This window comes from Gilvimarinus sp. DA14 (assembly GCF_024204685.1).
GTDB lineage: Bacteria > Pseudomonadota > Gammaproteobacteria > Pseudomonadales > Cellvibrionaceae > Gilvimarinus.
Map to the genome: position 1 here is coordinate 1,857,028 of NZ_CP100350.1, position 15,913 is coordinate 1,872,940.

The 15,913-nt window shown below is 52.7% G+C and carries 13 protein-coding genes; 3 read left to right on the top strand and 10 right to left on the bottom strand.

What is annotated here, in order from left to right; genetic code table 11:
* Positions 1-104 precede the first annotated feature (104 nt).
* A complete protein-coding gene (locus NHM04_RS08155; protein ID WP_254266484.1) occupies positions 105-1,715 on the top strand; it encodes a PAS domain-containing sensor histidine kinase in 1,611 nt (536 codons plus the stop codon).
* The gene (locus tag NHM04_RS08160) at positions 1,712-3,091 is read left to right on the top strand and encodes a sigma-54 dependent transcriptional regulator (protein WP_254266485.1); all 1,380 of its coding nucleotides are present in this window, start codon (positions 1,712-1,714) and stop codon (positions 3,089-3,091) included. The genes NHM04_RS08155 and NHM04_RS08160 overlap by 4 nt, the downstream gene beginning before the upstream one ends.
* Before the next feature lie 46 nt (positions 3,092-3,137).
* Here NHM04_RS08160 and NHM04_RS08165 read toward each other — a convergent pair whose 3' ends face one another.
* Genes NHM04_RS08165 through NHM04_RS08195 form a run of 6 tightly spaced genes read right to left on the bottom strand, consistent with a single transcriptional unit; the run spans position 3,138 to position 10,399 of the window.
* Positions 3,138-3,533 (bottom strand): type IV pilin protein, encoded by a 396-nt coding sequence (locus tag NHM04_RS08165; protein WP_305881966.1) that lies wholly within the window; start codon positions 3,531-3,533, stop codon positions 3,138-3,140.
* Positions 3,534-3,547: 14 nt separating this feature from the next.
* The gene (locus NHM04_RS08175; RefSeq protein WP_254266486.1) at positions 3,548-7,819 is read right to left on the bottom strand and encodes a pilus assembly protein; all 4,272 of its coding nucleotides are present in this window, start codon (positions 7,817-7,819) and stop codon (positions 3,548-3,550) included.
* A gap of 36 nt (positions 7,820-7,855) precedes the next feature.
* Positions 7,856-8,374: a PilX N-terminal domain-containing pilus assembly protein gene (locus NHM04_RS08180; RefSeq protein WP_254266487.1), complete on the bottom strand. Its 519-nt coding sequence runs from the start codon at positions 8,372-8,374 to the stop codon at positions 7,856-7,858.
* A 10-nt stretch (positions 8,375-8,384) separates the two neighbouring features.
* A complete protein-coding gene (locus NHM04_RS08185; protein WP_254266488.1) occupies positions 8,385-9,419 on the bottom strand; it encodes a PilW family protein in 1,035 nt (344 codons plus the stop codon).
* Positions 9,420-9,422: 3 nt separating this feature from the next.
* On the bottom strand, positions 9,423-9,827 hold the full coding sequence (pilV, locus tag NHM04_RS08190) for a type IV pilus modification protein PilV (protein ID WP_254266489.1): 405 nt from the start codon (positions 9,825-9,827) through the stop codon (positions 9,423-9,425).
* Positions 9,827-10,399, bottom strand: coding sequence for a GspH/FimT family pseudopilin (locus NHM04_RS08195; protein WP_254266490.1), 573 nt, complete (start codon positions 10,397-10,399; stop codon positions 9,827-9,829). Before NHM04_RS08195 ends, pilV begins: the two co-directional genes overlap by 1 nt.
* Before the next feature lie 206 nt (positions 10,400-10,605).
* Here NHM04_RS08195 and NHM04_RS08200 point away from each other — a divergent pair, with 206 nt between their 5' ends.
* Complete coding sequence (locus NHM04_RS08200) at positions 10,606-11,133, top strand: GspH/FimT family pseudopilin (protein WP_254266491.1); 528 nt, start codon at positions 10,606-10,608, stop codon at positions 11,131-11,133.
* On the opposite strand, the gene ispH is transcribed toward NHM04_RS08200, so the two are convergent.
* The 4 genes from ispH to ileS all read right to left on the bottom strand — a co-directional run bounded on the left by ispH (position 11,125) and on the right by ileS (position 15,906).
* Positions 11,125-12,057, bottom strand: coding sequence for a 4-hydroxy-3-methylbut-2-enyl diphosphate reductase (gene ispH / locus NHM04_RS08205; RefSeq protein WP_254266492.1), 933 nt, complete (start codon positions 12,055-12,057; stop codon positions 11,125-11,127). The genes NHM04_RS08200 and ispH overlap by 9 nt on opposite strands.
* A gap of 61 nt (positions 12,058-12,118) precedes the next feature.
* Entirely contained in the window at positions 12,119-12,568 is a 450-nt protein-coding gene (locus NHM04_RS08210; protein ID WP_254266493.1) for a peptidylprolyl isomerase, read from the bottom strand.
* Complete coding sequence (gene lspA / locus NHM04_RS08215) at positions 12,561-13,112, bottom strand: signal peptidase II (protein WP_254266494.1); 552 nt, start codon at positions 13,110-13,112, stop codon at positions 12,561-12,563. The genes NHM04_RS08210 and lspA overlap by 8 nt, the downstream gene beginning before the upstream one ends.
* A complete protein-coding gene (ileS, locus tag NHM04_RS08220; protein ID WP_254266495.1) occupies positions 13,105-15,906 on the bottom strand; it encodes an isoleucine--tRNA ligase in 2,802 nt (933 codons plus the stop codon). The genes lspA and ileS overlap by 8 nt, the downstream gene beginning before the upstream one ends.
* Positions 15,907-15,913 lie beyond the last annotated feature (7 nt).

Consider the following 15,913-nt stretch of genomic DNA (forward strand, 5'->3'; position numbering starts at 1 on the left):
TCTACCACTTTAATAACAGCCGGTATTTTCCGCTAAAGCGCGCGATTAAGCAAAGCAGCGCTATGCTGTACAATGCCTCAACCCCTGGGCGGCAAATAAAACCTATGAGATCAAGACCGAATACATTAGAACAAGGTTACGACCCCTACCAGCTGCTACGCGTATACACCTACTACCGCGTACTCTTAGGCTGCCTGCTCCTGCTGATATTTGAAAGCGACGTACTCACCAACCTGTTGGGCAGCGAACACGACACCTTATTTTTTTACAGCTGCTGGGGCTACACAGGCCTGAACGTGCTGCTACTTGTGGGACTTTGGCGCAACCGCCAGCCTCCCAGCTTGAAGCAGCGTTTTGTTGCCGTTGCTTTCGATATTTGCGCGATCACCCTAATGATGTTTGCCAGCGGCGGCGCCACCAGCGGCCTGGGCTACTTAATGATCGTCTCGGTAGCCGCCGCGGGCATGCTACTGCCGGCACAACTGGCCATCTTTATGGCAGCTTTAGCCACCCTGGCGCTTATCGGCGAGAGCATTGCCCACCACGCCATCACCGGCATTGATACCAAATCATTATTTGCCGCCGGCTCTTTGGGCGCGCTGATTTTTATCACCGCTTTTGCCTTTCAGTATGTGACGGGAAAAATTCGCCGCAGCACCGCCGAGCTGAAAGCCCAGGCAGAACACGTCGCTCACTTACAAAAACTGGCCCGCCTTATCGTCGAACGCATGCGCACCGGCATTATCGTGCTGAATAAACGCGATGAAATAGAGCTGGTCAATGACGCGGCGCAATCCTTCCTGGGAATAAACGCCCACCCAGAGCTAAACCTCACCCTCGACAAATTACCGGCAATCCAAGAGCCGCTCGAGCGCTGGCGCAAAACCCGCGACCCACAGCTGGGCAGCACAGTGGTTAATGCAGCAGCAGGCAGTGCCAGTGAACTAAAAATAAGCCTGGCCAACCTGGAGCTGGGTAAAGATGAGGATACGCTGGTTTTTATTGAGGACAACCGCGCTATTGCACAACAGGCGCAACAACTTAAACTGGCCTCCCTGGGGCGTTTAACCGCGAGCATTGCCCACGAGGTGCGCAACCCATTAAGCGCGATATCTCACGCCAGCCAGTTGCTGGGCGAGTCGCCAGACATCAACCCTGCTGACGCTCGGCTGCTGGAAATAATTGGCCATCAAACCCAACGCGTTAACCAAATTATCGAAAACATTTTGCAGGTTTCTCGTCGCAGCCCCGCCTCTCCCACAACCATCGAGCTCAACGAGTTTATGAATGAGTTTCTCGCTAACGATTGCGAGCACAACAGCTCCATTGCGCTGCGCTCAGACACTCCTGAAGTTTATGTGCAATTTGACCCCTCACAGCTACAACAGATACTCTCAAACCTGATCAGCAACGCGCTGCGCTACACCCGAGCAGACAGTCAAGGGCGCCCGGTAACTATTGAGCTGGGTATAGAGAGTCGGCGCGACACGCCATTTTTAAAAGTAATCGATAACGGGCCGGGGATCGCAGCGGAGAACCGGCGACATATTTTCGAGCCCTTTTTTACCACCGAAAGCAGCGGCTCTGGTTTGGGCCTGTTTATTTGCAAAGAACTCTGCGAAGCCAATCAGGCTTTTATTGATTACTTGTGCGACGAAGAGCAACCCAGCTGTTTTACCATTCAATTTGCCCACCCCGATAAGGTACAAAAATGAGCGACGCCATAACCGCCCTTGTCATTGATGATGAACCGGATATCCGCGAGCTGCTGGAAATTACCCTGGGGCGCATGCAAATTGAAACTTTTAGCGTAGATACCATTAGTGGTGCCAAAAAGCTGCTACAGGAAAGAGAATTTTCCATTTGCCTAACGGACATGAAACTGCCTGATGGCAACGGCCTGGAAATTGTCGAGCATATTCAACAGCATCAACCGCGCCTGCCGGTTGCGGTCATTACCGCCCACGGCAATATCGATGTCGCCATCGATTCAATGAAAGCGGGGGCATTTGACTTTATCTCGAAACCGGTTGATTTAGGCACCTTGCGTAAGCTGGTCAATAGCGCGATACAAACCACACAAATCACCACAGAGCCGAGAGACGCCGGGCCGGCTATTACCGGCGAATCTCCGGTGATGCAAAAGCTTAATAACAGCATTCGCAAGCTCGCTCGTTCACAGGCGCCGGTTTATATCAGTGGCGAATCCGGTGCGGGTAAAGAGTTAGCCGCGCGCTCTATTCATCATTTGAGCCCCAGAGCCAACAACCCTTTCATCGCCGTTAACTGTGGCGCAATTCCGCGCGAGCTTTTAGAGAGTGAATTATTCGGCCATGTAAAAGGCAGCTTTACCGGCGCCCACCAGGACAAACCAGGTTTATTTAAAGCTGCCGAGGGCGGTACGCTGTTTTTTGATGAGGTGGCCGACCTGCCCTTAGATATGCAGGTAAAATTACTACGCGCGATTCAGGAAAAATCCGTACGCCCAGTCGGCGCTACCGGCGAAGTAAAAACCGATGTACGGATATTGTGCGCTACCCATAAAAACCTGGAGGACGAAGTCTCCCACGGCCGCTTCCGCCAAGACCTGTTCTATCGCCTCAATGTTATTCAACTAAATGTACCGGCGCTGCGCCATCGTCAGGAGGATATCCCACCTCTGGCCAGTCAACTGCTGCAAAAAATTGCTCAGGCGGCGGACATGCCCGCGCCAAAACTGTCGGCCGGAGCCATCAAAACTCTGCTTAACTATCCATTTCCCGGCAATGTGCGCGAGCTGGAAAACATTCTCGAACGCGCTTTTACCCTGTGCGACGAAGATATTATCGACGCGGAAGATTTACACTTACCCGAGTCAGCCCCTAAACCCGTAAGCGCTAACGTCTCTGGCGGCAGCGGCGCGCTGGATTATTATCAGCGCTGCCTGGAGCACAATTCTCTGGATGAATATCTGGAAGAAATCGAGCGGGAGATTTTGTGTAATACGCTTGAATCCTGCCGCTGGAATAAAACCCAAACGGCGAAAAAGCTGGGTATTACTTTCCGTTCGCTGCGTTACCGGTTGCAAAAACTGGGGCTGGATAAAGAATAAGGCCCGCTATCGCGGGCCTTATTTACGAGCAAGATTTCACTACAAACTACCAACACCGCCCGTCATTATCTGGAGTGGCATCTTTCTGCCCCAGATTGTTCAGTGTCATACTGGTGCAATCTGAGTCTCCAGTTTGAGGCGCCTTGGCCGGAGTAGCAGTCGCGGTAAAGCCAGCGCCACCATCCGTTACAGTAACTTCAATATTGTAAAACTCCTCTGCCGAGGTGGTAGTGCCCACCATCGGACAATCGGTAAACGTATTGTTTAAGGTATAGCAACGCTGCATTTGATGCGCCGCGTTGGTTAAGGATGCTTTTGCATCCGCGCGGTTGGACTTGCGGACGCTCTCCAGGTATGAAGGAATGGCAATGGCGGCAATAATTCCCACAATCGCCACCACAATCATCACCTCAATTAACGTAAAGCCTTTTTGTTGTTTCATTGTTCTTCCTGCAATTACTGAATTTGACGCCATGATTGGCGGCCCTGGACAATGCTAGGCTCCCCGGCGCAAATATAGTCCACGGTGCCATCACTATTTTGTTTAATAATCAACTGCCCGCCATCGGCACATATAGCCGAAGCACCTGGATCGGGATCCGGATCCGAGCCCGGACCAGGTGGTCCGCCACAATCAGGTCCCGTACATGGATCTTTTGGATCAGAAAGCTTAGAGAGAGTATCGTCTTCGATCCCACAACCTGCGCTTTCACACTCCTGTCCCGGAGGTGGATATAATCCACCGACACCAGTCAGCCCCATAATCCAACTCTTACCACCAAAATCGCAAGGGCTATCAGTGGGCACTACCGTCGGGAAGATAAGACGATCAAAGGACAAAATTGGCTTATCGACGACCCGCTCTGCACTCACGGTATCGAAATCCAAAACCCAGCCTGCATAACTGTCCCACTCAATCTCATTACCGTTGGGACCCTCCCCTTCATATACACTGCGAATGCCACCGCTTTCGCTGGTGATGTTTTTTGGGAAAAGGTCACCCGAAGAAACAGTTTCTCCAGTGTCAGCAATACCGTAAAAGCTCTGAACAGAGTCGTCGCTGAGATCGCCAATGGTTAAATAACTCCCTGTACCAAAGTACACCATGGTCGCAACTCGCCCATCCTCGTGCTTCCGATAAGGATTTATGCCTAAAATTGGCGATGCCGTAATAGGCTGAGAACCCCCTGCTTCAAACAGAGTGTACTCAACCGACAGATCCTGCAGGTCAAATTTATACATATTACCTTGCAGGTCACCGGCGTAAGCATAACGAGACAAGAAACTGCCACCAACAGCTATCGCAGGCTCACTCAAACCGTTATCACCAGCAATACCTGTATCAATATACTGAGGAGTAAAAGTGCCGTCTAAAGGGATCACCACCAGTTGAGCCTTGCCACTTTGACTGTTGTAACCATTACCGCTAATTACAGCCCAGCTGCCATCGGGCATAGGAGCGATTATCGGCGTACCGGTAATATTGCCAATTTCAGGAGCATTGCTTTCTGTCAGCTCAAATAAAACATCATCAGAGCCAAAACTGGATGGATTGGAAACATCCAGTGCAAAAATACCTTTAGCGCCCGCACCCATTGTGCCGACTAGTATGGTTCTCCATCGACCACCGTAGAATGCATCGCCGATAAAAATCTGACCATCCACAGAGTACTTGTGAGGATTTACCGAAGAGCCATAATTAGACGCCGTGCGCCGTCGCATTTGTTCATAGACGTTAGACGGTATATAGGCAAACCGCTCTGTCCCTGTTTCTGCATTGAAAGCATGCAACATTCCGTCATTAGCGCCAACAAAGACGGTTTTATCACTTTTACTTGCAACATAACTCTCATAGCTATCCGCGCCATTTGCCCCTGAAAACGCAAAACCGAAATTTTGCGTACCCGAAAATTTGGGGTTGGAGTTAACAATATCGCCTAGCTTTTCTTCTGGATCTCGTTCCGCCATCCCAGCGACATCTTCCCCCCTGATCCACCTTACTCTCTGCTCCCCCAAGCCATCCAGACCGAGTGCAGGATCGGGATTTGGTGTTGCGCCACCAAGTAAACTCTTTTGTGTGTCTGAGAGGTTAGAAAAACTAAACTCTACGGTAGCGTTATCGGCACGAGTCCAAATATTTCGGCTTGATGCTGCAGGAAGACGATTGGCCGCTGACCAAATTTTACCAGACAAGCCTGAGCTACCTAAATTGGCAGCGATAAGGTCCCCAGTCCAATTGGTCGTATTAAAAGTGGCCTGATAGGCAACCGAATCCGTCCCCAAGCGGGTCGAGTTAGTCGCCACCGCAGTGGCAGAGCCCGCTCCCTCGGCGAATGCCTCTACCGCCTTGTACAAAGAGGCCTCAAGCTCACGCGGGTCGGTGGCGAAAAAGTAGGTAGGGTTATCAGAACCGCTTGGTGCGCTGACGTCGTCGCCATTTTCATCGACAGTATCAAAGCCACCCCACCGAGCGGCGTAATATAGAGGTTGCTCGAGTGGTTTAGCTGAAGAGCTACCTATATCAAACTCTTGGGTGGTCGCATCCCAATACTGACTGTATCGGTTTTCACAACGCCCTTTATAGCTGTCGCGACACTGACATTGATTTGAGCCGCTACTATCACAACTTAATGCGTTAGGGTCAGGGTGATTATAAGAGAACCAGTTAATACCCGAATGGACATGGAAACCGTCCATTGTGGTGCCACTAATTACATAACCAAAACCCATTCGGTTCGGCGTAGACTGAGCAACAACCTGAGTGGTGACCTTAACTTTGTCGCCGCTGAGCTCGTAGTCAATAACACCCCACATGTCCTGATCAAAGTCACCGCCCTGCTCGCTATCTTCCCAGTTGACATACAGCTTACCGCTATAGCGCGAGCCAGAGTGATCTTGTTCAATTATTTTAAAATCAACAATTGCGCAGTTAGCGTCTGGGTTAGTAGTGGTATTACGGCATGCCGGTTGAATACTCACAGTTTTACCTGAAGACCCAGGCACAGGCACATCGACACGCGGTACGGCAGGAGCCAGGGCCACCCCAAAAGTTTGGACAGTCTCTCGATCGTTTGCAATACCATTCAATCTCGCATGATAGGCCATACCAGCGATTTGATAACTCCCCCCAAGTCTGGGTGCATCGGGGCAAGTCCCCTTAGCACCCGATAGATTTGAAACCGTTTTGGCAGTACAAAGCTGGTCTGTATTAGCCCCCGACTCGCCGACAAAGTAGGTTCCACCATGAATCCCCTCTGCCGAGCCCACGCCGTCCGTTAGCGAACTTAGATTTTTACCTCCAGCGATATCACTGAAGCCCGCCAGTTGGTCCGAATCGTAAGAACTGGTTGAAGCATTGAACTGCAACACCGCCATAGGCGCGCAGTAGTTATCATTGTCGATCGGGTCTTGCCAGTTAACTGTGCCCAGGCCCGATATCCGACCACTATCATCTGTGGAAAAGTTCGGACTTTTGCCAGCTAAATAGCGCAAAGACTCTAAGTATATTTCCGACTGCGGATTACCCCAGTTCGAACACTTGCCGTCGCTAAAATAGGCCAGCTCCCAACGGCAGTTATCCGAGCTATTGTACTGTCCCGAACTAAAATCGTAACGAGAAATACGTAGAGCATCCAAAGTGCCTACAATACCCAACCCCCCTCCGGAGGGAGTCTTGAAGGTACCATTTGCATTGACTTCATCGGCCATACTGCCGACATTACGACGCAGCACACCACCAGATTTATTAAGGGTATAGGAGCCAGTTATTAAGCCGAAATGAATGGTGTCATCTTCACCATAACGCTGCAGTACACCTATGGGTTTTGGTCCATCAGAGTAGGCCTTACAGTTTTCGTTGTTGTCCAAGTCAATATGGTCTGAATCACACACCTCTACCATTACTTCCAGGTCAGCCAACCTTGCATCAGTACTCGGGCTTGAGCTGTAGGCATGAATTCCCGAAATAGACGGTTCATTATCGTTACTACCGGTTCCCCATCGGCACTGCCAACCTTCGTTACTTGCCCAAAGGGAGTAATTACCACGAGCCACATGCATCATTGGAGGAGAGTTAACGTTTTGTGATTGCTGGTTGCGATTGGACGGGTTGGTGGAGTTACAAATTGTGATACCCGTAGCCGGCGTTCCAGTCTGACCTGCAGTGACTGAATAAGGCGTGAGCCGATTGATATCCGTGCCGTTGTAAAATTTCGCAAACGAGTGTGCATCCTGAGGAAGCATTGCACGCTCAAGGATGGTTAAGGTGCCGGTATCGCCATTGCTTGCGCGCTTACCACCATAAAGAATTTTTCGCACCGTATCCATACGGGTCATTGTTGCCCAGTTTAGGAAGTTACCACTCCAGTTTCCAGAGCAGTAATGGTTACTGGAACGACCGGCGGGGCGAAAGACATTGCCATCGTGACGATAGCATTTATTACTATCAAAGTAGCCGTAGTATTCGTAGTCATTTTTATAAGTAGTATCCGCGTAGCCATCCCCATCCAAATCCGAATAGTCATCGTACGCTTTAAAGAACAACTGATGATCGTTAGACATATTCAGCATAACAATCGGCGTTACCGGACGGGCCAAAAACAATGGTGACTGCGCCAAGTTAATCGCCTGAACACTGTGTACACTACCCAGTGTTAACACTGCTGTGACTGCGGCCGCGATCCAACGCATTGGCTGCTTGGTCGTTCTCATAAAATTTATTCTGTTCATCGTCTAAACTCCGTGTTGCTTGCGCAAACAGATGGCTTAATTTCGGTAAGTGGATTGCAAAATAACATTGGCGTCGGTAGAGCCGCCGGTAGAGCGCGAAGTCACTCGGTAGCGCACTTCCATGCCGCGATTGAGCATACTCGCCAGGTCCACCGGATTACCGTCAACACCGCTTGAATAGAACTTTACTTCTTCGACTAAGTAGGCCGGCCGCTCTCTCACATGATCGATATCTTCTGAATAACTTGCCGCCAAAGCTGACCAGTTGTTATCAAAGTCTTGCCAAAAAACGGTGCTAGACTGATCCAGCGACTCTTCAAATCCCACTGCTGTACCAATGGGCGGCTCCGGCACTTCTAGTTGAAATTCAGCCTCACGAAGGGCCGCCTCGGAAGCCTGAAAAGCCAATTGACGATCGCGCATATTACCGGCCATTTGTTCCTGCAAACCGCTACCGCGAATCGCTGACAAACCTAAAATGGTAATGACAAGCACCATAATCAGCCCCACGATTAGCGTGGCGCCCGTTTGCTTATGCTCTATCTGGCGATTCATAAAAATCTCCTTACGGTAGCTTGCTTCTGATGCCGACGGTGGTCGTAAACACCTGGCGAATACGTTTGTCAGTTGCGGTTATTTCTTCGCCGGCAAACTCAAAAGTTTGCTCATCACTAGTGGCATTATCATCGGGGGTTTGCACTAACACTTCTATCCTCGCCGCTACTGCATTCATCCAATTGGCAACCGCACTATGCTCTATATAATCATCGGCGGAGCGATTGGCATCGGTGTCCATACCAATTAATACATTGAAATCCTCTACACCACGCAAAAGCTCAAACGCGGGATCAGTATCGATTTTCTGATATAAACCCGGGTTGCCATCTGCATCTTCAGCCACATAATAGACAACGGTGTTAATCTTGAAAACTTCGGCACCCTCATCAAAAGTTTCGATCATATTATCCGGATTGCCGCCCCATGAAGTCCGGGCATTGCCGGGATCGGCACCGGGGCCGTGCCCGAGCTCGACCTCAGCCCCAGACTCCGTAACACTGGTGGCTTGAAACAACATAGCTTTGTCACAATCTGCTACAACAACAATATCGTTTGCACAAATACCACTAGGACAAGCCTGTCCCGGCGGAGTCGTTAAATCTACAAATACGCTATTGGCCGTATTCGCATTACTGACTGGCGCAGACTCCGAATTAGCGGTGTAGGCGACCAGCACTTGAGTTCCCGCTTTAGGCTCTGGAGCAAGAGGAATTTCTGCAGGCGGCGTAGCGGCATCGTAAACTTGCAGAGGAACACCAAAGTCGAAGTCAGAACTAAAGGTATGACCATTATTCAAAGTAGAGCTAATATTCCAATCGGTCGGGTAAGCACAACCCACATACCCTGCCTGACGTAAATCCCGGCTGATAAACTCGACGGCCAGGCGCCCTGTCTCTTGCAAACGGGATAACCCCTGCTGGGTAGTGAAAACCGTTTTGCTGGAAATAAACATCTGCACCACACCCGTCATCAATACCAGGCCTATGGTGATGGCGATCATAAGTTCGACCAACGAGAGGCCGGTTTGCCTATTCCTATTCATTTATTAGATCCTTGAAACATACTCGAATGTGGTTTGCTCAATTTCATCACCCGCCTGGTTTGCCGTGGGCTCGTTCCAAACCAGCCTAACGGTACAAACTCGTGCGGCACACTCCACCTCACCTTCACCGCCCGGCAATTGTGCGGCCAGGGCTTCAACATCGGGCTCAACCACGGCACCGCCGGTCACCACGGCGTTGGATGACGAGGAGGCGCGCATTTGCTCGAGTATGTCGTAGGCAATAATATTGGCCTGGGAGCGCAAATAGGCACTGCTGTTGTATTGCAGCGAACGGGTTTGCAAAGCGGCCAATGCCATCAGGGCGGTAGATAACACCAACACGGTTATCAGCACCTCAATCAGGCCGACGCCGGTTTCGCGACCACTGTAGAATTTATCGCTGTTCATTAGGGACACTCCACTTCGTCTACATCCATCATTCCCGCCACACCTATGGTGATAGCACGCTGCCTTTCCCCCTGACACCCTTCGACGCGAGCGTTAAGAATAACCGGCGCAGTGTTGGCTGGTCCGCCGATACGGGCCAGCTGACCAGTGCTGGTGTAGCGCACAAAACTGACATTGGCACCGTCGTTGGTGGCGGTAATAACGGCGTCGTCATGCAAATCATTAATATGTCGCAGCACATCTGTGGCGGCGGCTAACACAGGAGCGGCCGCAGCGTCGGATGCAGCACCGTCTACAAACATCAGCCAGCCGTTGGTCCAGTCAGCCGCGCAACCCGTGCCATCGTTGTTACTGGCGCAGAGGCTAACCCGGCGGCCGCGCTTCACCGCTTCGGCTTTAGTGGCCTGCAGCGCGGCGGCGAGCTCCTCACCTAAGGCTTCAGAGCGATTGTTAAGTATTAGCGTGGTAAAACTCGGGGCCGCAATAGCAACCAAAATAGCGGCCACAACTAAGGTGACCATCAGCTCAATCAGGGTAAAGCCTCGGTGCTTACCTGGGTTAATAGATTTCAACGAACCACACTCCCTTTTGTTTTACGTTCGACCTGTTTTACGTTCGACGTGTTGGACGCTTAACTTGCTGTACGTTTGACGCAGCTATTTTCACTTACTATATTTTTCAAACTATCACAGCGCTGGGGCCTTTGCCGCTAGCCGGTGATATGCGGTCATCATGGAAGAATAAACGGACGCACCACTCATAAAACAAGGATGCTGCCATGAAATATCAAGGATTTACCCTGATTGAATTAATGGCCACATTGGCCATAACTGCGGTGCTGCTGGCCATCGCCGTCCCCGCTTTTGAGCGCTTAATACGCGATTTACGCACCGAATCAATAACCTGGACGTTTTTCAACGCCACCCAAGCTGCACGCTCTTACGCCGTCAAAGCTAACAGCCGGGTAACCATGCTCGCCAACCCTACCTGGGGCGATGGCTGGCAGATTTTTTACGACGCGAACCATAACGGCCTTTACGACGACGGCGAGCAACTGCTGACCTCCCAAGGGGAGTTCCACGAATCTATAGAGATAAAGGGCAACCGCCCGCTCCAGGATTATGTGTCTTACTTGGGAACTGGGGAGAGCCGCTGGGCCAGCGGCGATAGAAACACGGCATTTCAGGCCGGTACCATTACCATTTGCCCCGCAGACGAAGGGCCGGGGTATGCGCTGGTATTGTCGCGCGGAGGCCGGTTTCGTAAGGAATCGCTAGACGAAACCGAATGCGACGATTCAACGTAGCTCTTTAGGCAGAGAAAAACGGATATTTTCCGGAATGCCTTCCACCTCTTGCGAGTTTTGCGCGCCTTTGCTGACCAAGTGCTCAATTACTTGCTGCACCAATGCCTCGGGCGCGGAAGCTCCGGCGGTGATACCCACCTGCTTTTTCCCCACAAGCCAGGCATCTTCTATCTGTTCGGGGCCATCCACCAGATAAGCCTCAGCGCCGCAGCGCTCGGCCAGTTCGCGCAGGCGGTTGGAGTTGGAGCTGTTGGGCGAGCCCACTACCAGCACCAGATCGCTTTCAAGGGCCAGTTGGCGCACCGCGTCCTGGCGGTTGGTGGTGGCGTAGCAGATATCGTCTTTGCGTGGGCCTTCAATGTGGGGAAACTTGGCCCGCAGCGCTTCGATAATTTTGGCGGTGTCGTCCATGGACAAAGTAGTCTGGGTGACATAGGCCAGCTGGGTGGGGTCTTTTACCTCCAGCGCGGCGACGTCGTCTTCGTCTTCTACCAGGTAGATGCAGCCACCATTGCTGTCGTCATACTGGCCCATGGTGCCTTCCACCTCGGGGTGACCTTCGTGGCCAATTAAAATGCACTCGCGCCCCTCGCGGGAGTAACGGGTGACTTCCATATGTACCTTGGTCACCAGCGGGCAGGTGGCATCGAACACTTGCAACTTGCGGGCCTCGGCCTCGTTGCGCACTGCCTGGGATACACCGTGAGCGCTGAAAATTACGATGACATCGTCGGGCACCTCACTCAGCTCTTCCACAAACACCGCGCCGCGCTCGCGCAGGCCGTCTACCACATAGCGGTTGTGCACCACCTCGTGGCGCACATAAATCGGCGAGCCGAACACATCCAGTGCCCGATTGACGATATCAATGGCTCTGTCCACCCCGGCGCAAAAGCCGCGGGGGTTAGCGAGTTTGATTTGCATATTTAAACCCTTCGGGTTTTGCAACACCGCGTCGGACGTCTGACGCCCGACGTCGGACGAATTAATGTACCTGCGCCGGTTCGATTTCCAATATCGCCACCTTAAAGACGATATCGCGCCCGGCCAGGGGGTGGTTAAAATCGACGGTGACTTCGTCATCGTTAAAGTCTACGACAACACCGGGTAGCTCGGCGTTCTGAGCGTCGGCAAACGAGAGCATCAGGCCTTCACTTAGCTCCAGCCCGGGCTCAAATTCCGAGCGGCTGATAATTTGTAAGTTGTTGGGATTGTGCGCGCCAAAGCCGTCCTCGGGCGGAATCACAAACTCTTCGCGCGCACCTTCGCACAGGCCGTAAAGCGCCTTCTCAAACCCTTTCAACATTTGCCCGTCGCCCACGGTAAAGGTGGCGGGCGAGCCTTCAAAGTTCGAGTCCACCATTTCGCCGTCGGGCAGCGACAGCGAGAAATGCAGGGTAACTTTGGTTCCCGGCCCTATCGCTAACTCACGCATTGTTTTGCTCCCCGGATTTTGTCGCACTGTCATCCTGGAAAAAGAGCATATACACAATCATTAAAAACGCCCCAAAACAAATCGCCGAGTCCGCGAGGTTAAACGCGGGAAAGTAACTGTTTTTGTAGTGGACGGAAATAAAGTCCACCACATAACCAAAGCGCAACCGGTCGATAAGGTTGCCCACAGCGCCGCCCAGCACAAAACCTAAAGCGGCGGCTTCAAGCCAGCGTTCGCGGGCGATGCGCAGCAGCCAGATCGTAATGGCTATGCTCATAAACAGCGCAATGCCGGTAAAAAACCAGCGTTGCCAGCCGCCGGCATCGCTTAAAAAGCTAAAGGCGGCGCCGTGGTTATGCAGCAAGGTCAAGTCAAAAAACCAGGTGACTTCGACCGGACGACCATAGGTTAAACCAGCCGTAGCCGCGGCTTTCGACCACTGATCTAACACAATCACCACCGCTGCCAGTAAAAACCACCCCCAGGGGTGTGCGAATCGCTTAAGCCCTGCGCTTTGTGTATTAGGCCTTTTTGTATTAGGCATAGTGTCGCTCTTCACCCGCGCCGTCGATATTGTCTACACAGCGCTGACAAATATCCGGATGAGCCGCCACAGCACCCACGTCGGCGCGGTGGTGCCAGCAGCGCTCGCATTTGGGGTGCTCGGATTTACTCACGCCCACCTTCAATCCTTCAACATCTGTGGCCACGGCATCTGCCGGGGCGTCATCCAATGCGGCCAAAGACGCGGTGGAGCTGATCAAAATAAAGCGCAGCTCGTCGGCCACTTTTTCCAGCGCTGCCTTTAGCTCGGCGTCGCAGTAAAGGGTCAATTCAGCGGTCAACGAGCCGCCAATGGCGCCTTCGCCACGCTTGGCTTCCATCACCCGGTTAACGGCGGTTTTGACCTCGGCAATTTGTTCCCAAAAGGCATCGCCCAGCTCGTCGTCGGCGCCACCGGGCAGCTCGTACCATTCGGCGGTAAAAACAAAGCCCGTGCGCTCGCCGGGAATTTGCTGCCACATTTCATCGGCGGTAAAACTCAAAATCGGCGCGATCCAGCGCACAAACGCCTCGCTCAAATGATAGAGCGCGGTCTGCGCCGAGCGGCGCGGCAGTGAGTCGGCCTTGGTGGTGTACTGGCGATCTTTAATAATATCCAGATAAAAACCGCCCAGCTCCACCACACAGAAGTTGTGCAACTTTTGGTAAATCTGGTGCAGGCTAAAGCTGTCGTAAGCGCTGATCAGCTCTTGCTGCAGGGCTGCGGCGCGGCGCACAATCCAGCGATCCAAGGCGATCATTTGATCCGCCTCGACCAAATCCGTCGCCGGATCAAAACCGTTGAGGTTAGCCAGCATAAAGCGCGCGGTATTGCGCATACGGCGGTAGGAGTCGGCGGTGCGCTTTAAAATCTCGTCGGACACGCTCATTTCCGAGCTGAAGTCGGTGGCCGCCACCCATAGGCGCAGCACATCGGCGCCCAGGTCGTTCATCACTTTTTGCGGCGATACGGTATTGCCGATGGATTTGGACATCTTGCGGCCGTCGGCGTCCACGGTAAAACCGTGGGTCAGCACGGTTTTGTATGGCGCGGTGCCGTTAATGGCCATGGCAGTTTTGAGCGATGACTGGAACCAACCACGGTGCTGATCCGAACCCTCAAGATACAGGTCTGCCGGATAGCTGAGCCCCTCGCGCTGGCGCAGTACCGCGTGGTGGGTCACGCCCGAGTCAAACCAAACATCCAGGGTGTCGGTGACTTTTTCATAGTCGTCGGCATCGCTGCCCAAAAGCGGCGCGGCGTCCAACTCGTACCAGGCATCCATACCGTCTTTTTCTACCGCTTGGGCCACCTGCTCAATAAGCTCGGCGGTGCGCGGGTGCAGATCGCCGCTTTGCTTGTGCACAAACAAAGCGATGGGCACACCCCAGGTACGCTGACGGGAGATACACCAGTCGGGACTGGATTCCAGCATGGAATCAATGCGCGCGCGGCCCCAGTTGGGCACCCACTGCACATTCTCCACCGACTTGGCCACTTCGCCGCGCAGATCGTTCTTGCTCATGCTGACAAACCACTGGGGTGTAGCACGGAAAATCAGCGGGGTTTTGGTACGCCAGCAGTGAGGGAAGCTGTGAGTCAGTTTGCCTGCATTAAACAGCGCGCCTTTTTCGGTTAACAGATCGATGACTTTTTCATCCACCTTGTACACATGTTCGCCGGCAAACACCTCGACAAAATCCCGGTACACGCCATTGTCGTCAATGTAATTCAGCGTGCCTATGCCGTAGTTTTTACCCACCGCAAAGTCATCCGCGCCGTGATCAGGCGCCGTGTGTACACAGCCGGTACCGGCGTCCAGGGTCACGTGATCGCCTAAAATAACGGGGACACGACGGTCGTAAAACGGATGCTGCAACACCAGATGCTCAAGCTTGGCACCGGTAGTGCGGCCGACTACTTTGTAGTCTTCAATGCCCGCGCGGTTCATCACCGACTCCAGCAGCCCTTCGGCGACTACCAGGCGCTTGTCGCCCACTTGCACCGCCACATAATCCAGCTCGGCATTTAAGCTAACCGCCTGGTTGGCGGGCAGAGTCCAGGGAGTGGTGGTCCAGATAACCACTTCTAAGTCGCCCTCTCCAGCCAACTCAGCAAACGCGGCACTGGCGGCGCTCTGGTCCACAAAGGCAAATTTTACGTCGATACTGAACGAGGTTTTGTCCTGATACTCCACCTCGGCCTCGGCCAGTGCCGAGCCGCCCACCACTGACCAGTACACGGGTTTAAAGCCGCGCTGCAAGTGGCCGTTTTCAACGATCTTGCCCAGGGCGCGAATAATATCCGCCTCGAACTTATAGTCCATGGTGAGGTAGGGGTTATCCCACTCGCCCAGCACCCCCAGGCGAATAAAGTCTTTCTTTTGCCCCTCTACTTGGCGTGCGGCATAGGCGCGACATTTTTCGCGGAACGCTTTAACGTCCAGCTTAACCCCGGCCTTGCCGTGTTTTTTCTCGACATTGTGCTCAATGGGCAGACCGTGACAGTCCCAGCCGGGCACATAGGGGGCGTCAAATCCGCTTAGGGTTTTGCTTTTAACAATAATGTCTTTAAGAATCTTATTGACCGCGTGACCAATGTGAATATCGCCATTCGCATAGGGAGGGCCATCGTGCAAAATGTACGACTTGCGCCCTTTACGGGATTCACGAATCGCCTGGTACAGGCCCGCTTTATCCCAGGCTTTAAGCATCTGGGGCTCGCGCTGCGCCAAGTTTGCCTTCATGGCAAAGGGCGTATGGGGCAAATTCAAAGTTGCTTTGTAGTCACTCATGGTCGTT